We start from the raw sequence: 22,599 nt of genomic DNA, 5'->3' as shown, positions 1-22,599 counted from the left end.
ATCCGCCGGGCGTACGGATTCCACAGCGCCGAGAACGCACTCGCGATGGTCATGCTCACCTGCGGACCCGTCACCCTTGACCTCCCGTACCACATGGGCACCCATCCACATTCATGACAAGAGAGCCGAAAAAACTACGGGCACAGCAGGATACGGTCCCGGTTGTCCGGGTCGACGAAGACCGTGACGATGTTGCCGGGCGCGAACCGGGGAACGTCGCGCGCCGGCACTTCGTACCTGACCAGGCCGCGGTAGGACTCGGAGCCGGGCACCGTGAACGCGAGGTCCAGCTCGGTCAATTGCCGGCTGCCCCCGATCGGTCCCACCGGGGTCGCGGACAGAATGGTCGCCCAGCCCTCGAACCCTTCACGCTCGATCTTGCGTTCGCTGCGCGACGGTCGGCCGGCGAGCATCATCCCCAGACCCAGAGCCGAGCCGTACAGCGCGACAAGGAAGATCACCTGGAATCCCTCGGTGCCCTCGGCGGAGTGTTCGAAGAACAAGCCCAGCCAGAGCGACAGGACGACCAGATAGCCTACCGTGATGAAGGCGACGGTAACCGCGATGCGCCGATGGTTCATGACTCCTCCAAACCTCAGGGTAGACCGAGTCGCGGTGTCTAGGCTCGTCCCATGAGCAGACCCAGCGTGTTCGTCACCGGCGCCGCATCGGGAATCGGACGGGCCACCGCACTGCAGTTCGCGCGACACGGCTACCGCGTCGGTGCCTTCGACGTCGACGCGTCGGGATTGGACAGCCTCGCCGCCGCGCAGTCCGACATCGTCACGGGCATTCTCGACGTCACCGACTCCGGCGCCTGGGCTCGTGCTCTGTCGGAGTTCTGCCCGGACGGTCGGCTCGACATCCTCGTCAACAACGCCGGCATCCTGTCGTCGGGTCCGTTCGAGGACACCCCGCCCGAGCGGCACCGCCGGATCGTCGACGTCAACGTCACGGGCACCGTCCTCGGCTGCCACAGTGCCTTCGAGTATCTGCGCCGCACGCCGGGCGCGCAGGTGGTCAACCTCTGCTCGGCGTCGGCGATCTACGGGCAACGCGACCTCGCCACGTACAGCGCGACCAAGTTCGCGGTGCGCGGCCTGACGGAGGCGCTCGAACTCGAATGGGGCCGGCACGACATCCGGGTGTTCGCGCTGTGGCCGGTGTTCGTCGACACCGCGATGACGCAGAACATGAACGCCGGCGCCATTCGCACGCTGGGCATCCACCTGACTGCCGACGATGTCGCCGCAGAGCTCTACGCCGCGACCCGACCGGGGCGTGCCTGGGGCCGGGTGCACCGGGCGGTGGGATGGCAGGCGCGAGTGTTCGCGGCAGCCGCGCAGTGCTCACCGGCGAGGCTCAATCGGCTGGCCAACCAGTGGGTGACACGCCGCTGACAGCCGGTCGATAGAGTGAGCTCCGGATTTCTTCCGGAGGGAGCTTGCGTGATTGTTCGGGTGTCGTCGGCCGCTGCCGTAGCGGCCGCCGCTTTGTTGCTGGCCGGATGCGGTGGATCCGCAGACGGATCCGAGGCGGATACGGTAGCCGAAGCCACCACCACGACGACGGCGGCGACCACCACCACGGTGGAACCGGCTCCGACGTCGCCGAGCACCACCACGGTGGCACCGTCCACCACGCCCGAGCCGACGGAGACCATCGCACCGCCGACCACGCTCGTCGACGTCGAGTACGAACAGAACGAGTCGTACTACTTCACGAGCCCCGACGGGCAGTTCCAGTGCGGCATCGTGCAACTGCCGTCGCGCACCGAAGCGGGCTGTGAAGGCGTCACCGATCCCGTGCCGCCGCGACCGGACAACTGCGTCGTCAACTGGGGTCACGGCATCCGGGTCCAGGACACCGGGCCGGGCACGTTCCTCTGTTCCGGCGGTCCCGTGTACCTCCCGGTCGAAGGAGCCGCCCCCGCCCTGCCCGCGGGATCCTCGTTGTCCGAACTCGGCTATACGTGCACGACCACCGCCGCAGACGTCACCTGCGCCAACGACGCGACAGGACACGGCTTCACCGTCGCTGCCGGCTCGAACGAAACGTTCTGACCGTGGCCGTCGAAGAGCTCGATCTCGACGCCGACACGGACGAGCCCGGACCTACCGAATGGGGCGAGCATCCGCGCGGCGTCGGACCGTGGACCGACGAGTTCGGCACCGAACCGCCCACCGATCCGCGCTACGATCCCGAGCTGCTTGCACACGGAGACCGCCGCAACGTCGTCGACGCCTACCGCTACTGGACACGTGAAGCGATCGTCGCCGATATCGACTCCCGGCGGCATCCACTGCACGTTGCGATCGAGAACTTCGGGCACGACGCCAATATCGGCACCGTCGTGCGCACCGCCAACGCTTTCGCCGCTGCCGCCGTCCACATCGTCGGCCGGCGTCGCTGGAACCGGCGCGGCGCGATGGTTACCGACCGCTACCAGCACCTGATCCACCACACCGACGTCGATGCACTGATCGAATGGGCCTCCGAGCGCGACCTCACGATCGTCGCGGTCGACAACACACCCGGTTCGGTACCCCTGGAAACCGCGTCGCTGCCCCGAAACTGCCTGTTGCTGTTCGGGCAGGAGGGCCCCGGTGTCACCGAGCGCGCCCGCGAGGTGGCATCGATGACCGTCTCCATCGCCCAGTTCGGCTCCACCCGGTCCATCAATGCCGGGGTCGCGGCGGGCATCGCGATGCACGCGTGGATTCGCGAGCACGGAGACCTGTCACACTCCTGGTAACGAGCGTGTCACGATCCGCCGATGAACAGGCGCGGTCTCCAGGACCGCCGGATCTCTTGCGTTCTCGCGAAGCTCCGTGGTTTCGGTCCCGCAGACCCGGAAATCCTGTGGGGCGAGTCTTCTGGGATGAGGATGATGGACGCTATGCCCGCACTGTGGTCGGCCCGCGCCGATGCCGCGGAGGCCGCCGTCACGGCGCGGCACGTGCGCCGGCTGTGGGGTCTGCCCGGCACCGCGCTCGGTGTCGTGGGATGGCCCGCCGTGCACCGCGAGCGGTTGTTCGGTACGTGGCACTACTGGTGGCAGGCGCATCTGATCGACCTCGCCGTCGACGCCGCCGAACGTGACGCCACCCCACGCCGCCGGCGTCGCGTCGTGCGACTGACCCGCACGCATCGCATTCGCAATATCACCGGCTGGACCAACGACTACTACGACGACATGGCGTGGCTCGGGCTCGCACTGGAACGAGCCCAGCGACACCTGTACATCGACCACCGCGGGGCACTCACCGAACTCGTCGGCGAGCTGTGCGACGCGTGGCAGCCCGACCGCGACGGCGGAATCCCGTGGCGCCGCGGCGACGACTTCTACAACGCACCCGCGAACGGTCCGGCAGCGCTGCTGCTGGCACGTTCGGGAAAGGTGTGGCGCGCGCAGGAGATGGCCGATTGGATCGACGCCACCCTGCTCGACCCCGACACCGGACTTATCTTCGACGGCATCCGCAACGGCCGGCACGAACGCGCCATCTACACATACTGCCAAGGTGTGGTCCTCGGACTGGAAACGGAACTCGCGACGCAGCTCGACGCACCACGACACCGCAAACGGGTGCATGCGCTCGTCGAGGCCGTCGATTCCGAACTCACCTTCCGCAGTGTCATCACCGGTGGCGGCGGCGGAGACGGGGGACTGTTCAACGGGATCCTGGCCCGTTATCTCGCGATGGTGGCCACCACGCTGCCGGTGCAGGACACCGACGACATGCGGGCCCGCGCCGCTGCCAGGCGCATCGTGCTGGCATCGGCGGAGGCCGCATGGGAGAACCGTCTGCAGGTCGAGGAACTTCCGGTGTTCGGCCGCGACTGGTCGCTACCGGCGAGACTGCCCGGCTCGCACGGCGCGGTCGCAGAGTTCTCCGGCGGCTCCGTACGAGGGTCGAAGATCGCCGAACGAGACCTGTCGGTGCAGCTCGGAGGGTGGATGCTGATGGAAGCCGCGCATGCCGTGGCCGGCTGACCGTGCCCACAAAAAGGTGGTCCCGAGCCTGCAGGCTCGAGACCACCTTTTCGGCAGAAGATCTACTCGCCGGGAGTGGGGATCGGGGTGGTCTCGGCGGTCTCCAAGGTGCGATTGCGACGCGAGGACCGGAACTTTTTCAGGAGCTCGTTGAGGATCGGCAGCACGGACACGAACACGATCAGCAGGAAGATGTAGTCGACGTTGTCGGCGATGAACGTGATCTGACCGAGCAGGTAACCGAGCAGGGTCACACCGGCGCCCCACACGATGCCGCCGAGGACGTTGTAGATGATGAACACCCGATACGGCATCTTCGCGGCTCCCGCGACGAGCGGTGCGTAGGTGCGCACGATCGGCACGAAACGTGCCAGGAAGATCATGGCCGGACCGTGCCGCAGGAAGAAGCGATGAGACTCGTCCAGGTAACTCTTCTTGAAGATTTTCGCGTCGTCACTCTTGAACAGCCGGGCGCCGCCCTTCGTGCCGATGAGATAACCGACCTGATCGCCGAGTATCGCCGCGATCGGAATCGTCACCATCAGCACCCACAGCGGCGCGAACGGCTCGACCTCCGCCGATTTCGCGGCCGCGATCAACCCCGCGGTGAACAGCAGGGAGTCGCCGGGCAGCAACGGGAACAGCAGGCCGGACTCGATGAACACCACGACCAGCAGGCCGATGAGCATCCAGGTACCGAACGAATTCAGTAGGTTGACGGGGTCGAGAAACCCCGGTAACAGGGCCAAATTGGTCACAGATTCCGAGGCTCCGAGCAAAGTCACGACCACCAGGGTACCGGCGGAGACCGGTGCCCCCGAAATGCGATGTGCCGACGCCGGGATCGCAGGCACCTGCCCGAGTATCAACCGAGCGGGTCTGTTGACATACTGCAGGGACAACCCGGGCACCTACCGACCCCCGGCGGGGTGCCTATCGACTCTCATCTGGAGGACAGCCGCTGTGCCTATCGCGACTCCCGAGGTCTACGCCGAAATGCTGGCTCGCGCCAAGGAGCATTCCTTCGCGTTCCCGGCGATCAACTGCACCTCGTCCGAAACCATCAACGCCGCCATCAAGGGCTTCGCGGACGCCGGCAGCGACGGAATCATCCAGTTCTCGACCGGTGGCGCCGAGTTCGGCTCGGGCCTGGGCGTGAAGGACATGGTCACCGGCGCGGTCGCGCTCGCCGAGTTCGCGCACGTCATCGCCGACAAGTACGACGTCACCATCGCCCTGCACACCGATCACTGCCCCAAGGACAAGCTCGACGGCTTCGTCCGCCCGCTGATCGCGATCTCCAAGGAACGCGTCGACGCCGGCAAGAACCCGCTGTTCCAGTCGCACATGTGGGACGGTTCGGCCATCCCGATCGACGAGAATCTGGAGATTGCCCAGCAACTTCTCGCCGACGCGGCTGCCGCGAAGATCATCCTCGAGATCGAGATCGGCGTTGTCGGTGGCGAAGAGGACGGCGTCGAGAACGCCATCAACGACAAGCTGTACACCACCGTCGAGGACTTCGAGAAGACCGTCGACGCGCTCGGCGTCGGTGACAAGGGCCATTACCTCCTTGCCGCGACCTTCGGCAACGTGCACGGCGTCTACAAGCCGGGCAACGTCAAGCTCAAGCCGGGCGTTCTCGCCGAGGGCCAGGCCGTCGCCACCGAGAAGCTCGGTCTGCCGAAGGGCTCGAAGCCGTTCGACCTCGTTTTCCACGGCGGCTCCGGTTCGCTGAAGTCCGAGATCGACGAAGCACTGAGCTACGGCGTCGTGAAGATGAACGTCGACACCGACACCCAGTACGCGTTCACCCGTCCGATCGCCGGGCACATGTTCTCGAACTTCGACGGGGTGCTGAAGATCGACGGCGAGGTCGGAAACAAGAAGGTCTACGACCCGCGCAGCTACCTGAAGAAGGCCGAGGCGTCGATGACCGAGCGGGTCATCGAGGCGTGCAACGATCTCAAGTCCGCCGGACGTTCGGTGTCCGCGAAGTAGCAGCCGTTCCGCACCGCGTTGCCGCGGGGACGCACGAAGGGACGCCGGCCGTGCCGGCGTCCCTTCGCGCTATTCGCTGCAGACCTTCCAGTCGTCGCCCTCGCGAGTGAGATCGAACGTGCGGGCAGTGACGTCCGCGGGGTCGCTCGCGGGGTGGGCGGTGACCTGCGCGATTGCCGTGTCCTCGCTGATCTGGACCTTGTCGGTGCTCGTCACCACCGGAATCGAGCCCTGTTCCACCGCCAGCGCATGCACACTGCGGAACTCGTCGAGTTCGACCGTCCGGTAGAAGTCGCCGAGCGGACCGCACGTCGCCGATCGCAACGTCGCGAGGTCGCCGGTGGCCAACGACCGCACGAATGTGTCGACGCTCGCCCGGATCCGGTTCTCCGGTGAATTCTCGGCGCGTTCCTGCAGAAACACGATCAGCGCGGTCGCGGCGATCGCCACGATCACCACGAGTCCCGCGACGATCGCCGTAAGCCGCCACCGTCTACGTCCGAGGTCTTCGGACGGCGGGATCCGCGTCGGTGTCGGCATCGTCGCGACACGGGGCGGATCCGGATGTGGCGGTTGCGGTGCACGCGGGGTGATGCGCTGTGGTGGGGCTTTCGGCGTGTGTGCCGTGACCGGAATCTGGACGGTGGGCGCTTCGGCCGGCCCGGGCGCCGGCGTCTGCTGCTCGACCGGCGTCTGCTGCTCGACCGGCGTCTGCTGCTCGACCGGTGTGGGCTGCTCGACCGGTGTGTCGGGCGGGTCGGGCGAGGGCGCAGGTTCCGTTGCCGGCTTCGGCTCCATCACGGGGATGACGGCCGTCTCGGCCTCCGCGGGGGCAGGGGCGGAGGATTCGACCGTGCCGAATGCGGTCGTCACTGTGTCTTCGGTCGTCACTGTGTCTTCGGTCGTCACTGCGTCCTCGGTCGCATCGGCGGCTTCCCCGGAGCTGTCGCCGGTGCCGGCCGATGAGGCGGGAGCCTCACCTTCCGAGGTGGCCGAGGGGAGAGACCTCGTTTCCTGCTCGGTGGACTCTTCGTTCTTCGGATCCGGCACGCGCTTGCACCCCGTTCGACGGACTGTGGTTTTGCAGGCAGCCTATCCAGCGCCGAGAGGAGACGGGCAGAATGGGCGGCATGACGCAATTCGGTGACCTCCTCGGACCCCAGCCCACCCTCCTTCCCGGCGACGAAGACGCGGAGTCGGCACTGCTCAACCACGAGGACCCGGCGAAGGTCGCGGCGGAACACCCCACCGCGTCGATCGCATGGGCCTACCTCGCGGAAGCCGCGCTCGACCGCGGTGAAACGATCACGGCCTACGCATACGCCCGCACCGGCTATCACCGCGGCCTCGATCAGCTGCGCCGTAACGGCTGGAAGGGTTTCGGTCCCGTCCCGTTCCAGCACGAACCGAACCAGGGCTTCCTGCGGTGCGTCGCCGTCCTGGCCCGCGCCGCGAAGGAAATCGGCGAGACCGACGAGCACGCACGCTGCCTCGATCTGCTCGAGGACTGCGATCCGCGCGCAGCCGAAGAGCTTGGCGTCGAATAAGCGTCCACTCTCCCGGGCCGGTGTCCGCACTGCCGATCCTGCAGTGCGCCCTCGCGGCAGGCATCGCCTGGTGGGTGGCGACCGATCTGATCGGTCACGTACAACCGTTCTTCGCGCCGATAGCAGCGGTCGTGTCGCTGGGGCTGTCGCTCGGGGCACGGCTGCGGCGGTCCGTCGAGCTGGTGTGCGGCGTGACCGTCGGTATCGGTGTCGGAGACCTTCTCGTCTCCACCATCGGCAGCGGTCCCCTGCAGATCGCGCTGGTGGTGGCGATGGCGATGGGCACCGCGGTAGCGCTCAACAGTGGTCCGGTGTTCTCGATGCAGGCCGGAAACTCCGCTGTGCTGGTCGCGACCCTGTTGCCGCCTGGTGGAACGGGCGGCACCGATCGGATGGTCGACGCGCTCGTGGGCGGGCTGGTGGGGATCGCGGTGGTGGCGCTGATCCCGACACACCCTGTGCGCAGGGCCCGTCGCAATGCGGCCGAGGTGCTTGCCGTCGGCGCGGAGGTTCTGCGCAAGGTGGAGACGGGTCTCGTCGAGAACAATCCGAAACCGATCGAGGCCGCGTTGAAGCAAGCGCGGGCTACCCAGCCGGCGATCGATGCGATGCGTACCAACCTCAAGGGCGGTCAGGAGATCAGCCGGATCTCGCCGCTCTACTGGAACAGTCGCGCCCGGCTCGAACGGCTGATGGCGGCTGCCGACCCGATCGACAACGCGATGCGCAACATCCGGGTGCTGGCGCGCCGTTCGCTCACGCTGGTGCGGGACGACGAGATCCTCGACCCGCGGCTCGTGACAAGAATTCGCGAACTGGCGGATGCGCTCGACGTGCTGCGCGACATGATCCTCGCCGAGCCCGGGGAGCAACCCGACCAGGCCGAAGCCGCCCGAGTGCTGCGCAGCGTCGCCAAGAAGCTGAGTCCGGAACTGATCGCGGGGGCGGGGGTGTCGGCGACCGTGGTGTTCGCACAGATCCGGTCGCTGGTCGTCGACCTTCTGCAAACCTCCGGGCTGAAGCGTATTTCGGCGCTCGCGACGCTGCCGCCGACCGTCGAACATCCGGCGTACGAACCGGAGGACTGAACGACCGCCGGGGTCGGGGATCAGTGTTGGCGATCAGTGGCGTTGCAGCGCCCCTCTGCAACGTTGCAACGCCACCGATACCGGTCCGATCTGCCCGGGAGAAGCAGATACGGGGGTCTATCGTCGCCGCCGTCGACGGCTCCCGCACCGCATCGGCGCGCGTGACGTGCAAGGGGGAGCATGATCAGGTACCTCCACGGCGACGCGCACGAAACGGGAGGGCGGTTTCGAGGCGACTCCCAGGTGCTGCCGGGGTCCGGGGCAGATCTGTGACTTGAACAATACGAAACCTTGGGGCATCAAGGCAACCGTTCCTGAAAAGTGAGTGCGACTCAGTCCTCCGTCGCGCGGCTCGTGCTGTTCGCCGTTGCGGATTTGGGCCTAAGGTGGAAGTGACCTTCGGTATTTCCGAAGGAGTAGTGCGGAAGAGGGCGGCGACATGTCCAAGGACAGAGAACTCGTCGCGACGCTGTCGCAGTTCACCCGTCAGTTGTTGTCGACGTTCGAGGTACATGCAGCGCTTGCGAGTCTGGTCTCCAACGTGACCCAGGCGCTCGATCTGATCGGCTGCGGAGTCAGTTTGCAGGCCGACGGCCGGTTGAAGTTCATTACCGCAGCCGTCGACACGGTGACGGTGATGGAGCGGTGCCAGGAGCGGTATCAGCAAGGTCCGTGCGAGGCCGCGTACGCACAGGGAGTCATTGTCGCGGTCACCGATGTGCGAACGCTGACGACGGAATGGCCGGAGTTCGCCGCCGAGGCGAAGCGGGTCGGAGTTGCCGGAGCCGCGGGAATTCCCATTCGGCTCGGAGACGTCAAGATCGGCGCGTTGAACCTGTATGCGGCGCATCCGCGGGTATGGACCGCCGACGAGTTGGCGATCGCGCAATTGTTGGCCGACGTGGCCGCCGCACACATAGTCAGCGCAGATCGGGTACGGCAGCTCGAAGATCTCACAGGGCAACTGCGGTCCGCGCTGTCGTCGCGGGTGATCATCGAACAGGCCAAGGGAATCATCGCGGAAGCGCGCGGCATCAACCCGGACAAGGCGTTCGACCGGATTCGTGCACATGCCCGTTCGCATCAGGTTTCGGTACGGGAGGTCGCGCGCGCGATTATCGAGGTGGGTCTGAGGGTCTGAGCAACCGGGTCACGGCAGGCTTTCCGAGTTCCTGCTTCCTGCGCTGACGTTGCGAGTGTCGTGGCCGGGGCAGATTCACGTATCCTGGCCGAGGATCCGGAAAAGGTGAGGGGTGGTCGTGGAGGACCGTCGCCGTGTGTCGTTGTGGCGGACGATCGCCGAAACGGCCGGAGTCCCAGGAGAAGCATCCTGGGCCCGAGAGGTGTGCCGGATGTGCGTGCGGTATCTCGCCGGCATCGACGCCGCCGCTCTCACGTTGCGCGCCACGGCCCGCGCGCAGGACATGCTCGGTGCAAGCGACAACTGGGCCGCGCAACTCGACGAATACCAATACACCCTCGGTGAGGGTCCGGGCGCGCGGGCCTTCGCGACCGGCACTGCGGTTCTCGTCCCCGATCTGAGCGCGAATCAAGTGCGCTGGCCGGGATTCACGGATGCGGCCCAGGCGATCGGGACAGGCGCAGCCTTCGCATTTCCGTTGCGAATAGGCGGTATTCGGCTGGGAACCCTCGATCTTTATCGCCGCCGTCCCGGAGACATTCCCGTCCGGGTTCGCGCCGACACGGCCCTGATCGCCGATCTGATCACTCTGGCTCTGCTCAAGCGTGCAGAACAGGCCGAAATCAGGGGCGAAAGCTGGATTCGGGAAGCCGGTTCGTATCAGGACGTCAATATCGCGACCGGCATGCTCGCTGCGCGCCTGCATGTCAGCCTCGACGACGCGTTCCTCCGATTGCGAGCACACGCCTTCGCGCAGAATCGGCCGGTTCCCGAGGTCGCCCGCGATGTCATCGATCAACGCATCGATGCCGAGGAACTCAACGAGTGACCGTAATCCGCGGTAAGGAGACATGCTGCCGTATGCTCGATAATGTGCCGGCTATGCAAGCTCGTCTGGTCGATGCGCTCTTCGCGATCACGACGCAGCTTGTCGAAGACTCCGACGGCGCCAGCGTTCTCGCGCAGATCACCCGCTCCTGTGTAGACCTTCTCGGTGCATCCGCTGCGGGAATCATCCTCGCAGATCCACGCGGAGGTCTCGCCGTACTGACCGCCTCCGACGAAGAATCCCGTCTCGTCGAACTGCTGCAGCAGCAGCTGGACGAGGGGCCGTGCGTGGAAAGCATCAAGACGGGCAAGACAGTCGAAGTGCCGGATCTGGCGGTGGAACCGGAACGGTGGCCGCGTTTCAGCGCATCCGTCGCGGCGTCCGACTACCACGCGATCCTGTCGGTCCCGGTGCTTCTGCAAGGGCGGCCGATCGGCGGTCTGAACGTCCTGTTCGCCGAGACCACCAGTTTCTCCGAGTATCAACGCCGGCTCGGGAGCGTGTTCGCCGCACTCGCTGCGCTGCACCTCTCGCGGGAAGACGGCGAGCATCGCAAGGCCCGCGCCGTCGAACAGAGCCTGAGCTTGCTCAACGACCGCGTGCGCGTCGAACACGCGCTCGGGATGGTGGCCGGGGCACGTGGAGTGTCGATAGATACTGCGCGCGTCGTGCTGGAGCGATACGCCCGATCGCACGCGCTGCCGCTGGGCGAGGTCGCGCATCGCCTCACCAGCCGGCAACTCGATCTCGGAACGCTCGACGTCGAAGGCGCGTGACCGCCGGCTACCAGTCGGGATCGGAGCGAGTGTCGGCATGCGCGTCGACGGCCGACCGGACGCGTGCCGCGGCCTCGGTGCGCCCGTAGAGGGCCGAGTCCGAGGCGAGTTCTTCTCGGGCGCGTACCGGCCCGGATCCGCTCAATTGGCGGAGGATGCCGACGCACTCGTCGCAGTCCGCACTCAGTACCAGCGCTGCGCGCAGCGCCGCCGCGAGGGCGGGTGCCGTAGGACGCGGAATGCGGGTCATAGCTCCACGGTCCTCCGTTCTTCGGGGAACTGCCAGTTCGCGTCGCGCCGATCGCGTAGCCGTTGAATACATGCGTGTCCGTGCATATGATGACCGGGACCCGGAAGGAGGGCCATGGGCTCGGGGCACGGACATTCGCACGGCATCGGTCAGGGATCTGCTGCCGGACCGTCGGCGGGCAGCATCCGCCGGATGGGGATCGCGCTGGGCATTCTCGTCGCGTTTCTCGTTCTCGAAGCCGTGGTGGGCCTGTGGATCGGATCGCTGGCGCTGCTCGCCGACGCGGGGCACATGCTCACCGACGTCGTCGGGGTGTCGATGGGCATGGTCGCGCTCGTCCTGGCCCGGCGCGGCAGCTCCGCCACCGCCCGGACCTTCGGATGGCATCGCGCCGAAGTGCTCACCGCCATGGCCAACGCCGTGCTGCTGCTCGGTGTCGCGGCCTGGGTGTTCTACGAGGCGATCAACCGCATCGGCGACACTCCCGACCTGCCCGGCATGCCCATGATCCTCACCGCGCTGGCGGGCCTCGCCGCGAACATCGTCGTGATGCTCATGCTGCGCGCCGACGCCAAGGACAGCCTCGCGGTGCGCGGCGCGTACATCGAGGTTCTCGCCGATGCGGTCGGCAGCGTCGGTGTTCTCGTCGCCGGTGCGCTCGTCCTCGGATTCGGATGGGGCATCGCCGACGTCGTCGTCGGTGTGCTGATCTCCCTGTGGGTGATCCCGCGCGCGCTGCGCCTGGCCGCGGCATCGCTGCGCATCCTCACCCAGGCCTCGCCCGCACACCTCGACGTCGACGCCGTGCGCGCCGACCTCGGCGCGCTGCCGGGCGTATGCGGAGTCCACGACCTGCACGTGTGGACGCTGACCACGGGCATGGACGTCGCGACCGTGCACCTCGTCAGCGACCACGACCCGCAGTGGATTCTCGAATCGGCGCGCACGACGCTGTCGTCGCACGGCCTCGACCATGCCACCGTTCAGGTCGAGGGGACGGTGGACGGGCGGCAGTGCGAGGAAGACGTCACCTGGTAGGTTCGCCGCGTACGACATGCGTCGAGGTGCAGGTAATCCGGTGGAAGACCGGAGCGGTCGCGCCACCGTAACCGGAGTTGCTCTCCGGAAGCCGGAAAACTCCCTCCGCGCGTGACCTTGCTGTGGGACGCGGCCATCCCGGGAGGATTCATGGGTCAGGGTTTGCTCGTTGCCGGAACTACTTCCGACGCGGGAAAGTCGGTGGTCACCACCGGGATCTGCCGGGCGCTGTCGCGTCGCGGACTGGCGGTCGCGCCGTTCAAGGCGCAGAACATGTCCAACAACTCCATGGTCACGATCGATCCGGTTACCGGGGCAGACGCCGAAATCGGCCGTGCCCAGTGGATTCAGGCGGTGGCCGCGCGAGCAACGCCGGAACCTGCGATGAACCCGGTGCTGCTCAAGCCGGGCAGCGACCGGCGCAGTCACGTCGTGGTGCTCGGCCGTCCCGCGGGCAGCCTCGAGGCCGGCGAATTCGCGGGCGGACGCAAGCACCTCGCCGAGTCGGCATTCGCTGCGTTCGACGATCTGCGCAGCAGATTCGACGTGGTCGTGTGCGAAGGGGCGGGCAGCATCGCCGAGATCAACCTCCGTGCCCACGATTACGTCAACATGGGCCTCGCCCGGCACGGTTCGCTTCCGACGATCGTCGTCGGCGACATCGACCGCGGGGGTGTGTTCGCCTCCATGTACGGAACGCTGGCGCTGCTCGACACGGCGGATCAGCAACTGGTCCGCGGATTCGTGATCAACAAGTTCCGCGGTGACGTCGGCCTGCTGGCACCGGGCCTGGATTCGCTGCGCGAGCTGACCGGACGTCCGGTGCTCGGCGTGCTTCCCTGGCAGCGCGACCTGTGGCTCGACTCCGAGGACTCCTTGGCCCTCACCTCCCGACCGGCCCACGTCGGCGACGGTGCGCTGACCGTCGCCGTGGTGATGTTGCCGCGGATCAGCAACTTCACCGACGTCGACGCGCTGTGCCTCGAACCGGACGTGCGGGTGCGGTTCGTCGACGATCCACGGGCCCTCACCGGGGCCGATGTGGTGATCGTGCCCGGAACCCGCGCGACACTGGCAGACCTCGCGTGGCTGCGCTCGCGGGGTCTCGGCACCGCAATCGTCGACCACGCCCGCGGGGGTGGCGCGGTGCTCGGGATCTGCGGGGGATTCCAGATGCTCGGCCGCGAGATCGTCGACCCGCACGGTATCGAGGGCAGTGCCGGTGCGTCGGCGGTGGGACTCGGATTACTGGATGTCCGAACCGAATTCGGTATCGACAAGGTGCTGCGCCTGCCGACCGGTTCGGCACTCGGAGTCGACGCGGCGGGCTACGAGATCCACCACGGTCGCGTCGCGCGGGGAGCCGACAGCGACTTCCTCGGTGGTGCCCGCCGCGGCGCAGTGTTCGGCACCATGTGGCACGGCAGTCTCGAGGGCGACGCTCTGCGCGCCGCGTGGTTGCGCCAGGTGGCTGCGGCGGTCGGACGTGAGGTCCGGACCGGCACGGTGAGTTTCCCGGCCGAACGCGAAGCACGCATCGACGCGCTCGCGGACATGGTCGAGCAGTATCTCGACGTCGACGCGCTGCTGTCGATGCTCGACGATCGCTCGACGCTGCGGACGCTGTCCGGGACGTTGTCGTGAGCGTGCTGTTTCTCGGCGGCACCGGTGAGGCCCGTGTGCTTGCACAACGGTTGCAGGACAGTGGAATCGAATTCGAGTCGTCACTCGCCGGCCGGGTACGCAACCCCCGGTTACCGGCCGGCGCCGTGCGGATCGGTGGTTTCGGGGGTGTGGCCGGACTCGTCGACCATCTGCTCAGCGCATCTGTGCGAGTCGTGGTGGATGCGACGCATCCGTTCGCGGCCGGCATCAGCGCCAACGCCGCCGCCGCGTGCGAGAAGGCCGGTATTCCGTTGCTGCGCTTACAGCGTCCGGGCTGGACCGACGGCACCGGTACCTGGACGTGGGTGGACGAGCACGAGCGGGCCGCGACGGCGGCGGTGACCGGGGCGAGCATATTCCTCAGTACCGGACGGCAGACCCTCGACCGGTTCCTCGGCCCGCTCGCCGCGCATCGGGTGCTCGTCCGCGTCGTGGAACCCCTCGACCACGAGGTCCCGCACTCGTGGACGGTGCTCCTGGCCCGCGGCCCGTACACCGTGGCGGGAGAGCGGGAACTTATGCGCGAGAACGGGATCGACACGTTGGTCACCAAGGACTCCGGCGGGGCGCTCACCCGCGCCAAGCTCGACGCTGCCGCCGAACTCGGCGTGCGAGTGATCGTGGTGCGCCGACCGCCCGGCCCCCGCGGGGTGCGCACCGTTGCGTCCGTACCCGAGGCCGCCGAGTGGATCCTCAGATCTGGGGCCCTTCCGCTCTGAGGTCGTCGACCTTCTTCATCGCGTCCCGCAATTCGGTGAGCCACTCCTCGGTGTGCTGCCCGGCGAGGCGCACGGTCCATTTCAGGGCATCGGAGCGCGACCGGGCCACCCCGGCGTCGACGAGCGTGTCGAGCACCTGGCGTTCGGGCTGGCGCAGTCGTGTCATCACCGGAACGGCGAGGTGCGTGAACAGCACATGGTGCTCGCCGAGCGTGACACCCCACGCGACCTTGCGCCCGTAGCGGGCCTCGGCCTCATCGGCGATGCGCATCCGTTCGGGCCGGGTGGCCTCACGGAACCGGGCGATCCGTCCTTCGACCGTGGCTTCGTTGGCGTCCTCGGGTGGGGGAAGTTCACCGGTCACGACGATTTCTTCGCGGTCGACCTCGATGGTGGCGGGGCCGGTGAACCAGTCGTCGGGCAGACGTCCGGCGAACCATTCGGCGGCATCGCTTGCATCGGGAACACCCGCTTGCTGCCAGCCGCCCGGCCGGGCGAACCCATGAGAGTGCATGTGTGATTTTCGCATGATCGTCCTCCTCGGACGCATCGACGTGCAGTTTTACACTGATTACAGTGTTACTCCCACGGGAAAAGACCCGCAATATTCGAACGCGCCTGCCGGAAATACAGGGTGTCGGTTACGGTGTCTTGAATAACGTTCGAATAACGCTTGGAGTCACCGTGGCAGGAATGAGACGTCGGTTGCAGCTCGTAAAGGCAACGGCACTCGCAGTGGTAGCCACTGTCGCCGTACTCGGATGGACCGCGCCGGCCTCCGCGCAGCCCGGCCCCGACGTACCGATCGATACCCCGATGCCCGACGAAGTGTTCAACGGTTACGTTCTGGGCACATTCAGGGACGGAGCGATCGCGAGTCCGCAGGAAATCGTCGACGGCGTCTTCGCCTACGACACCTTCTATGACGAACCGCCCCTGCGTGGCGACGAAGCCCCGGGCACATTGCTGAAGGCGAAGCCGTTCGACGTCCTGTTCACCGGTGTCAAGCCGGGCAATGTCTCGGCGTGGAAGGTCATGTACGTCACCGAGAACCTGGACGGAACCCGCGACATCAGTACGGGTGTCGTGATGATTCCCGAGGACGGCCGTGACAACGCCACCCGCTCGGTCGTCGCGTACCAGGAGGCCAACGACAGCGTCGGACCGCGCTGCCATCCGTCGACCCAGTGGTCGGGTGGCGCGCTGGGAGAAGCATCGGCGTGGTCGGCGCTCGGCCCGTTGGCGTTGATGTTCGGCGAGGGTCTCGCGGTCGTGATCTCGGATGTGGGCAACGACGCCGACCCCGCACCGCACGGAGTGTTCGCGGGCAAATATGCGGCCAAGGCCCTGCTCAACGGTGTTCGCGCAGCGTTCGCACTCGAGGACGCCGGCTTGAATCCCGATGCGCCGCTCGGCATCTTCGGGATCGCCGGTGGCGGCGTCGGTGGTGCGTTCGCCGCCGAGCTGCAACCCGAATACGCCCCCGAGCTGAACTTGAAGGCAACCGTCCTCGAAGGAATGGTCGTCGACCAGCGCAACTTCATCCGCTTCGCGGGCGGCAGCCTCGCTTCCGGCTTCGTGTTCGCGACATTGCTCGGCCTGGAACCGCAATATCCCGAGATGCGGATCGACGAGAAACTCAATCCCGCGGGTAAGGCCATGGCCGATCTGTGGCGGACCCAGTGCCAGGTCACCTACTTCCTCACCCCGTTCCTGCCGATCAACGCGCTGTTCACCTCGGGTGAGAATCCTGCCGACATAGCCGAATTCCAGCACGTCTACGAAGACAACAAACTCGGCGTGGGCGGCGCGCCCGACTCCAAGGTGCTCATCACCTCGTGTGCCGCGGACGACTCGTTCATGTCGGTGGTACCGGCCCAGGATTCCCGCGACCTTGCCGACCGATACCGTGCCAAGGGCACCGAGGTCGTGTATCACCCGACCGACTGCAACATGGGTCTCTTCTTCACCAACCTGTATCGCTGGGGCACCGACCTGTTCGGTATGCAGACCGTCGATTGGCTCGCCAACGAATTGTCCTGACCTCGGCCCTATTCTTCGAACCAACCGGAGTGTCACATGTTCGGTACCTCTCGCCTGCTCTCCCGCGCCGCCGGGCTACTCGTCGTCCCCCTTGTGGCCGCCGTCTCGCTCGTTCTCGCGCCGGTGGCAACCGCGGACACCGTCGACGGATACTTGAATCTGCCGCTGACGAACCGCAAGGCGGACGAAGGTCCCGGCGGCGTCCACCCGGCGCTCCCGACGGACCTCGGTGAACTCACCGAACTCGTCGACCGCGCGCGGCAGGCGAACCTGCCACCGACGAGCTACGCCGCGTTGCTGTACCAGTACCGGCTGGTGCAGGCCACCACCGCCGCCGGAATCGACCTGGCGTCGTGGGATCCCGGGACCTCCGTCGTCGCGAACCGCGACAATCTGATCAAGTCGTACCGCTACTACGAAGACTTCCAACTCGAGCGCCGCGAACTGCAGTGGGCCGGGATGGGAGGACAGGTCGGGGCCGACTTCGGCGGTGGTATCTACGATTTCGAAGTGGCCACCGACGTCTACGATCTGCCGGGCCTTCAGGAGAACGCGCGCGCAGTGGTCAATGCGGTGGAGTCGACGTTCGGGCCCGACGCCGTCGGGCAACTGCCCGACGGGCTTCGTGAACTCGCGGCTCACGGCGGCGACATCACCACCGAGGACCTGCGCTGGTACATCCGGCAGATCCTCGTGATGCAGAAGGCGATCTTCGCCGACCTGATGCCCCTGCACTACATGTACGTGCACGAAGGGTTGTCCGCGATCGACGAGTTCCGCGATGCCGGTCTCATCGGCGACGACATCATCCGGGCGTGGCAGGATGTCGCCTCCGGCGACCCCGACCGGATCGCCGCGGGCAATGCTGCGCTGCTGCGCCGCGAGCAATACACCGTGGTCGGCGACCTGTGGGACGAGGCCCGCAATTACCGCGGCGGTATCGGCAAGGCGCTCACCTATGCGACGACGATCGCCGGTTCCCCCTCGATCGCGGGGGTGCCGCCGCTGCGGAATCACGATCCGATCCGGGTCACCGGAACGCTGGCGGACGGCCGCACCGCCACCCTCACGACCCCGCTGCCCGGCTGGGACTGGTCGTTGTTCGACCAGCGGTGGGACTACATCACCACCGAACTGTTGCCCAGGTACCGCCACTCCGTCGAATACGACTGGCCGACACTCGAGGCACAGTTGCGAGTGCCGTACGAGGTGCAGTTCGAAACGCACCGGCCGCTCAACAACATCCCGCAGATCCTCGGTTCCGCGGTGGCGGCGATCACCGTGACGGTCGAGTGAGTTCTCGGGGACCCGCACCGCGGTAGACGCCGCGAGGGGCGTTGCCAGACGCGTAACCAAGCGGTTACGTCCATTCGATGGACGAGGTGGCGACCGCAGTCGCAGGTCCGATCCGTCGACGCATTCTCGAGATGCCGGCCACCAACGAAGCCTCGGCCGGGCAGATCGCGGCAGCCTTCGACGTGAGCCGGCCGGCGGTGAGCCGGCATCTGCGGGTGCTGCGCGAAAGCGGGCTGGTCGCCGGCACGCTGCGCGGCCGACACCGGGTGTACCGGTTGAATACCGCGCCACTGAAAGAGCTCTCGGGGTGGATTGCGGCACTGGATGCGCCGATCACCGAACCGATGCTCGACGCACTGGATCTCGAGGTGCGCCGAACGAAACGTGAATCGAACTCGTATGCAGCCAAGGGAGCCAGCGCATGAATCCCACCCCCACCGGCATCCTCCGGACGACACGCTCGGGTATCGATCTCGAACTCACCCGCGTCTTCCGGGCGCCGATCGACGATGTCTGGGCAAGTGTCACCGAAGCCGACCGGACCGCGAAGTGGTTCGGCAAGTGGGAAGGAGAAGGGCGACCGGGCAAGACCATTCGCGTCCAGATGGGTTTCGAGGAGGGTGCACCGTGGAGCGTGATGGTGATCGAATCCTGCGAAGCGCCGCGTCACCTCGCCGTCTCGATGAGCGACAGTGCCGGCGACTGGCATCTCGAAATGACCCTCGACGAGAGCGACGACGTGACTACGCTGGTGCTCGTTCAGCATCGCGTCAGCGCCGACGGCATCGGCGACATCGGACCGGGCTGGGAGTACTACCTCGACATGCTGGCGGCGTCGCGCGACGGCGACGCACTGCCGAGCTTCGACGACTACTACCCGGCGCAGAAGGAGTACTACGAACAACTCTCCCCGTCACCCCGGTAGTGGCACGTCACCCCGGTCTGACGGCGACGAGGCAACCCGTCGACGGTTTGACGGCACGGAATTCTACTGCCTCGAAACCGATTCGGCGCAACGTGTCCGCGTAGTTCCGCACGTCGGTGGCAGCGAACGGATCCGCTGCGGAGCCGTCCTCGGTTGCGGTTTCGTGGCGGTGGGTGGCGATTTTCCCGAGGATGCGCACGGCCCCTGCCCGCACACGATCGAGAGGATCCATGTCGGCGAGCATCAGTCGTCCACCGGGTCGCAGTACCCGGAATATCTGAGCCAGGGCCGCCTCCCGCTGGCCCTCCGGTATGTGGTGCATGACGAAGGTCGCCGTCACGACGTCGAACGAGGAGTCGGGAAGGGCGAGCGACTGCGCCGCCCCCTGCCGGAAGTGGCAGTTGCTTCTGCGGCCGGCATGTGCGGACGCATAGTCGACCATCGGGCCGGACGGGTCGAGGCCCACCACCAGGCCGGCGAGACCCACCCGATCGGCCAGCGCACCGGCGAACCGCCCTGGGCCGCATCCGATGTCCAGTACGTGGCTGCCGGGAGCGGCTGCGCTTTCGGTCGCGAGCGCTGTATCGAGGCGACGGCGACGGCCGCCGAAGAAGATCGTGTTGAACAGGTTGTATCCGCGAACCCGGGTGATGAGGATGCCGGGGGGTGACGTGGATGCTTGCTCGGTGGGATGCTCGAGAGTGCGATGATGCTGTTCGTTATGGGACATGTGTTCATGATTTGCCCGATAGCGCTGCGAGACCAGAATCAAATTGCCGGAATGCGTCCGTTTTCGGACTGATCCGCGCGAAGTGTTCGGCAACCGCGGGGGCGGGACATGGCAACAAGACCTGATCGACGGGTTCGGCGTACGAAGGAGCTACTGCACCGGGCTCTCATCGAGTTGCTGCTCGAGAAGGGATACTCCCGGACCACCGTGCAGGACATTCTCGACCGCGCCGACGTCGGGCGGTCCACTTTCTACAGTCACTACCGCGACAAGGACGACCTGCTCCTGGTGAGCTGCACCGAGTATCTGCGCACCGCAGTGAGTGAGCCCGACACATCCGAAACGCCGCTGTGGAAGCCGGTGCACACGATACTGACACTGGCCGAACGCCACCGCGAGGTGTACCGGGCACTGGTCGGTAAACGCAGCAGTGCCGTGTTGATACGCGCAACCCAGCAAATGGTTCGCGACATCCTGGTGGACCATCTGCGTGGCCGGCTCATCGTGGACAATCGCGACTTCGATTCGATGCTGACGTTCTTGTCGTGGGGAGTGACCGGACTTATCGGCTCCGTGGCCGACGAATCAGCATCGGCAAAGGATGCCTTCACCGCCTTCGAAAACTTGGCCGGTCACGAGGCCCGTCGATAAGGATGCGCAGCGGCATGATGCCCCCGACCTGCCCGCACCGAGGTGATCCCCGCATTTCGACGACATGTTCTCGGTCGACGGTGGGATGCTGGGAGTTCGGAGCCACTGTGTGAGAGATGTGATCACATGAAAAATCTGAACGGCAAGATCGCACTGGTAACCGGAGCATCGGGCGGGATCGGCACCGTTCTCGCAAAAGCGTTGGCCGCACAAGGCATGGACGTCGCCGTATCCGGCAGGCGAGAAGACGTCCTCGAGCAACTCGCCCAGGAGTTGCGCGGGATGGGTGTTCGTGCCGCCGCGGTGCCCGCCGACCTCGGGGACTTCGGCCGGATCGACTCTTTGGTCGAGCAAACCGAGAATGAGCTGGGCCCGATCGATCTGTTGATCAACAACGCAGGCATCGAAAATGCAGCATCCTTCGGCCGGCGCACCCGCGAGGAATTGACTGCCATGGTCGACCTCAACCTCACTGCGCCGATGTTGCTTACGCACCGTATCCTCCCGGGAATGCTCACCCGCGGAGCCGGGCATGTGGTGTTCATCAGCTCGCTCGCGGGAAAACGGGGCATCGGGTATCAGGAACCGTACAGCGCGACCAAGGCAGGGCTCGTCGCCCTGGTCCAATCGCTGCGTGCCGAGTACTCGGCAGCCCCGGTCGGGTTTTCGGTTGTATGCCCGGGGTTCGTCGCAGGCGAAGGAATGTTCCAGCGGTACCTCGACAACGGCATGAGGGCTCCCCGGTTAGTCGGCAATACGACAACGGATCGGGTCGCCGCCAAGGTTGTCGCCGCCATCGAGCGCGATCTGCCGGAGGTTCACGTGAACAGCGTCCCACTGCGTCCGGTGTTGGCGCTCGCGGAAGTCGCACCACGGTTCGTCGAGCGTCTGGCTCCGCTGTTCGGAGTCGAGAAATTCTTTCGGCAGGCCAGCGCCGACAGCGGTCTGCTCGATCCCGTAGTCGAGGACTGACGTCGATCTGTGTGTCTGCCGGTCCTGGCACACTCCGGGTCATGGCCGAGAACAGGACGCAGCCCACCGCGCAATCCGTAGGTACGTTTCTCGACACCGTCGAGAACCAGGTGCGCCGGGCCGACGGGCATGCGCTGCTCGAGCTGATGACCGAAGTCACCGGGGAGCCCGCGGTGATGTGGGGTCCGTCGATCGTCGGCTTCGGCAGTTATCACTACCGCTATGCGAGCGGTCGGGAGGGTGATGCACCGGCCGTCGGGTTCTCGCCGCGGAAGGCGAACCTCGCGCTGTACGGCCTGACCATCGCGCCGGAGGCCGCGACGCTGCTCGCGGCGCTCGGCAAGCACAAGACCGGTGCGGCGTGCCTGTACATCACCAAGCTCGCGGACGTCGATCTCGCCGTGCTCCGCGACCTTGTGCGCGTCGGCTACGAGCACATGACCACAGAGCAGAATCAGCCGTAATCGCGAGCAATACGGATACGGCCAGTGCTCCGGCACCCACCTGTGAGGCCAGACGCGTGGTTCGGCCGATATCCGCCGGTGCGGGTGGCGGACCGGCGCCCAGGGTGCCGCGATCTTCGACGACCCCGTGGTAGACGTTGGCCCCGCCGAGCCGGATACCCAGCGCCCCCGCGAACGCGGCCTCGACCGGACCCGCGTTCGGGCTCGGATGTTGGTGGGCATCGCGCCGCCATGCCCGCAGCGCCGCGGTCGGCCGGTCGCTCAGCCCGGCCGCGAGCAGTGCCGTCAGGCGCGCCGGCACAAGGTTGAGCAGGTCGTCGAACCGCGCCGAGGCCCATCCGAACCGTTCGAGCCGTGGAGTGCGGTGCCCGACCCGCGCGTCGAGCGTGTTCGCGGCGCGATAGCCCAGTCGCCCCGCCGGGCCGAGCAGCGCACCCCAGACCAGCGGGGCGCCGACAGCGTCCGAG

Annotated in this window: 27 protein-coding genes; 20 read left to right on the top strand and 7 right to left on the bottom strand. The window is 66.6% G+C overall.

Annotated features, from left to right (window positions below; all coding sequences use genetic code 11):
- Window positions 1–134: 134 nt before the first annotated feature.
- A complete protein-coding gene (locus Q8814_RS15020; RefSeq protein ID WP_330152816.1) occupies window positions 135–581 on the bottom strand; it encodes a hypothetical protein in 447 nt (148 codons plus the stop codon).
- A 51-nt stretch (window positions 582–632) separates the two neighbouring features.
- Between Q8814_RS15020 and Q8814_RS15015 the strand changes: the two genes are divergently transcribed.
- The 4 genes from Q8814_RS15015 to Q8814_RS15000 all read left to right on the top strand — a co-directional run bounded on the left by Q8814_RS15015 (window position 633) and on the right by Q8814_RS15000 (window position 3,997).
- Entirely contained in the window at window positions 633–1,400 is a 768-nt protein-coding gene (locus Q8814_RS15015) for an SDR family oxidoreductase (RefSeq protein WP_330152815.1), read from the top strand.
- A 48-nt stretch (window positions 1,401–1,448) separates the two neighbouring features.
- Window positions 1,449–2,063, top strand: a complete 615-nt coding sequence (locus Q8814_RS15010) for a hypothetical protein (protein ID WP_330152814.1) — start codon at window positions 1,449–1,451, stop codon at window positions 2,061–2,063.
- A 2-nt stretch (window positions 2,064–2,065) separates the two neighbouring features.
- Entirely contained in the window at window positions 2,066–2,755 is a 690-nt protein-coding gene (locus Q8814_RS15005; protein ID WP_330152813.1) for a TrmH family RNA methyltransferase, read from the top strand.
- Window positions 2,756–2,899: 144 nt separating this feature from the next.
- Window positions 2,900–3,997 (top strand): glycoside hydrolase family 76 protein, encoded by a 1,098-nt coding sequence (locus Q8814_RS15000; RefSeq protein WP_330152812.1) that lies wholly within the window; start codon window positions 2,900–2,902, stop codon window positions 3,995–3,997.
- 62 nt (window positions 3,998–4,059) lie between these two features.
- Here Q8814_RS15000 and Q8814_RS14995 read toward each other — a convergent pair whose 3' ends face one another.
- Entirely contained in the window at window positions 4,060–4,788 is a 729-nt protein-coding gene (locus Q8814_RS14995; protein WP_408015909.1) for a VTT domain-containing protein, read from the bottom strand.
- Between the two features lie 172 nt (window positions 4,789–4,960).
- Here Q8814_RS14995 and fbaA point away from each other — a divergent pair, with 172 nt between their 5' ends.
- Window positions 4,961–5,998, top strand: a complete 1,038-nt coding sequence (gene fbaA, locus Q8814_RS14990) for a class II fructose-bisphosphate aldolase (RefSeq protein ID WP_330152810.1) — start codon at window positions 4,961–4,963, stop codon at window positions 5,996–5,998.
- Window positions 5,999–6,067: 69 nt separating this feature from the next.
- Here fbaA and Q8814_RS14985 read toward each other — a convergent pair whose 3' ends face one another.
- Complete coding sequence (locus Q8814_RS14985; RefSeq protein ID WP_330152809.1) at window positions 6,068–7,048, bottom strand: Rv0361 family membrane protein; 981 nt, start codon at window positions 7,046–7,048, stop codon at window positions 6,068–6,070.
- Window positions 7,049–7,128: 80 nt separating this feature from the next.
- Here Q8814_RS14985 and Q8814_RS14980 point away from each other — a divergent pair, with 80 nt between their 5' ends.
- The 5 genes from Q8814_RS14980 to Q8814_RS14960 all read left to right on the top strand — a co-directional run bounded on the left by Q8814_RS14980 (window position 7,129) and on the right by Q8814_RS14960 (window position 11,379).
- A complete protein-coding gene (locus Q8814_RS14980; RefSeq protein WP_330152808.1) occupies window positions 7,129–7,545 on the top strand; it encodes a DUF3151 domain-containing protein in 417 nt (138 codons plus the stop codon).
- 20 nt (window positions 7,546–7,565) lie between these two features.
- Entirely contained in the window at window positions 7,566–8,633 is a 1,068-nt protein-coding gene (locus Q8814_RS14975; protein ID WP_330152807.1) for an FUSC family protein, read from the top strand.
- A gap of 439 nt (window positions 8,634–9,072) precedes the next feature.
- Window positions 9,073–9,774, top strand: coding sequence for an ANTAR domain-containing response regulator (locus tag Q8814_RS14970; RefSeq protein WP_330152806.1), 702 nt, complete (start codon window positions 9,073–9,075; stop codon window positions 9,772–9,774).
- Between the two features lie 112 nt (window positions 9,775–9,886).
- A complete protein-coding gene (locus tag Q8814_RS14965; RefSeq protein ID WP_408015908.1) occupies window positions 9,887–10,603 on the top strand; it encodes a GAF and ANTAR domain-containing protein in 717 nt (238 codons plus the stop codon).
- Window positions 10,604–10,656: 53 nt separating this feature from the next.
- Window positions 10,657–11,379: a GAF domain-containing protein gene (locus Q8814_RS14960; protein ID WP_330152804.1), complete on the top strand. Its 723-nt coding sequence runs from the start codon at window positions 10,657–10,659 to the stop codon at window positions 11,377–11,379.
- A 7-nt stretch (window positions 11,380–11,386) separates the two neighbouring features.
- Here the strand turns inward: Q8814_RS14960 and Q8814_RS14955 are convergent, their stop codons facing one another.
- Window positions 11,387–11,629, bottom strand: a complete 243-nt coding sequence (locus tag Q8814_RS14955) for a hypothetical protein (RefSeq protein ID WP_330152803.1) — start codon at window positions 11,627–11,629, stop codon at window positions 11,387–11,389.
- A gap of 114 nt (window positions 11,630–11,743) precedes the next feature.
- On the opposite strand from Q8814_RS14955, the gene Q8814_RS14950 reads away from it, so the two are divergent.
- The 3 genes from Q8814_RS14950 (at window position 11,744) to Q8814_RS14940 (ending at window position 15,051) form a co-directional block, all read left to right on the top strand.
- A complete protein-coding gene (locus Q8814_RS14950; protein ID WP_330152802.1) occupies window positions 11,744–12,667 on the top strand; it encodes a cation diffusion facilitator family transporter in 924 nt (307 codons plus the stop codon).
- Window positions 12,668–12,817: 150 nt separating this feature from the next.
- Window positions 12,818–14,311 (top strand): cobyric acid synthase, encoded by a 1,494-nt coding sequence (locus tag Q8814_RS14945; RefSeq protein ID WP_330152817.1) that lies wholly within the window; start codon window positions 12,818–12,820, stop codon window positions 14,309–14,311.
- On the top strand, window positions 14,308–15,051 hold the full coding sequence (locus tag Q8814_RS14940; RefSeq protein ID WP_330152801.1) for a cobalt-precorrin-6A reductase: 744 nt from the start codon (window positions 14,308–14,310) through the stop codon (window positions 15,049–15,051). Before Q8814_RS14945 ends, Q8814_RS14940 begins: the two co-directional genes overlap by 4 nt.
- On the opposite strand, the gene Q8814_RS14935 is transcribed toward Q8814_RS14940, so the two are convergent.
- On the bottom strand, window positions 15,026–15,580 hold the full coding sequence (locus Q8814_RS14935) for a hypothetical protein (RefSeq protein ID WP_330152800.1): 555 nt from the start codon (window positions 15,578–15,580) through the stop codon (window positions 15,026–15,028). The two genes, Q8814_RS14940 and Q8814_RS14935, sit on opposite strands and share 26 nt — an antisense overlap.
- Window positions 15,581–15,744: 164 nt before the next feature.
- On the opposite strand from Q8814_RS14935, the gene Q8814_RS14930 reads away from it, so the two are divergent.
- The 4 genes from Q8814_RS14930 (at window position 15,745) to Q8814_RS14915 (ending at window position 19,315) form a co-directional block, all read left to right on the top strand.
- Window positions 15,745–17,094, top strand: a complete 1,350-nt coding sequence (locus Q8814_RS14930) for a lipase family protein (protein WP_408015907.1) — start codon at window positions 15,745–15,747, stop codon at window positions 17,092–17,094.
- Between the two features lie 36 nt (window positions 17,095–17,130).
- On the top strand, window positions 17,131–18,390 hold the full coding sequence (locus Q8814_RS14925; RefSeq protein ID WP_330152798.1) for a hypothetical protein: 1,260 nt from the start codon (window positions 17,131–17,133) through the stop codon (window positions 18,388–18,390).
- 77 nt (window positions 18,391–18,467) lie between these two features.
- Window positions 18,468–18,815, top strand: coding sequence for an ArsR/SmtB family transcription factor (locus tag Q8814_RS14920; RefSeq protein WP_330152797.1), 348 nt, complete (start codon window positions 18,468–18,470; stop codon window positions 18,813–18,815).
- Complete coding sequence (locus Q8814_RS14915; protein ID WP_330152796.1) at window positions 18,812–19,315, top strand: SRPBCC family protein; 504 nt, start codon at window positions 18,812–18,814, stop codon at window positions 19,313–19,315. Before Q8814_RS14920 ends, Q8814_RS14915 begins: the two co-directional genes overlap by 4 nt.
- Window positions 19,316–19,322: 7 nt before the next feature.
- On the opposite strand, the gene Q8814_RS14910 is transcribed toward Q8814_RS14915, so the two are convergent.
- A complete protein-coding gene (locus Q8814_RS14910) occupies window positions 19,323–20,045 on the bottom strand; it encodes a class I SAM-dependent methyltransferase (RefSeq protein ID WP_330152795.1) in 723 nt (240 codons plus the stop codon).
- Between the two features lie 108 nt (window positions 20,046–20,153).
- On the opposite strand from Q8814_RS14910, the gene Q8814_RS14905 reads away from it, so the two are divergent.
- From Q8814_RS14905 to Q8814_RS14895, 3 genes are all read left to right on the top strand, one after another.
- A complete protein-coding gene (locus Q8814_RS14905) occupies window positions 20,154–20,696 on the top strand; it encodes a TetR/AcrR family transcriptional regulator (protein WP_330152794.1) in 543 nt (180 codons plus the stop codon).
- Between the two features lie 126 nt (window positions 20,697–20,822).
- On the top strand, window positions 20,823–21,668 hold the full coding sequence (locus tag Q8814_RS14900; protein WP_330152793.1) for an SDR family NAD(P)-dependent oxidoreductase: 846 nt from the start codon (window positions 20,823–20,825) through the stop codon (window positions 21,666–21,668).
- A 41-nt stretch (window positions 21,669–21,709) separates the two neighbouring features.
- On the top strand, window positions 21,710–22,132 hold the full coding sequence (locus tag Q8814_RS14895; RefSeq protein WP_330152792.1) for a DUF1801 domain-containing protein: 423 nt from the start codon (window positions 21,710–21,712) through the stop codon (window positions 22,130–22,132).
- On the opposite strand, the gene Q8814_RS14890 is transcribed toward Q8814_RS14895, so the two are convergent.
- On the bottom strand, window positions 22,041–22,599 hold a 559-nt coding region (locus tag Q8814_RS14890; protein WP_330152791.1), incomplete at its 5' end, for a cobalamin biosynthesis protein. The two genes, Q8814_RS14895 and Q8814_RS14890, sit on opposite strands and share 92 nt — an antisense overlap.

The sequence above is a fragment of the Rhodococcus chondri genome (assembly GCF_036327435.1).
GTDB classification, from domain to species: Bacteria; Actinomycetota; Actinomycetes; order Mycobacteriales; family Mycobacteriaceae; genus Rhodococcus; species Rhodococcus chondri.
Note: the sequence above shows the minus strand (reverse complement) of the source record. Positions and strands in the feature narration are given on the sequence as shown.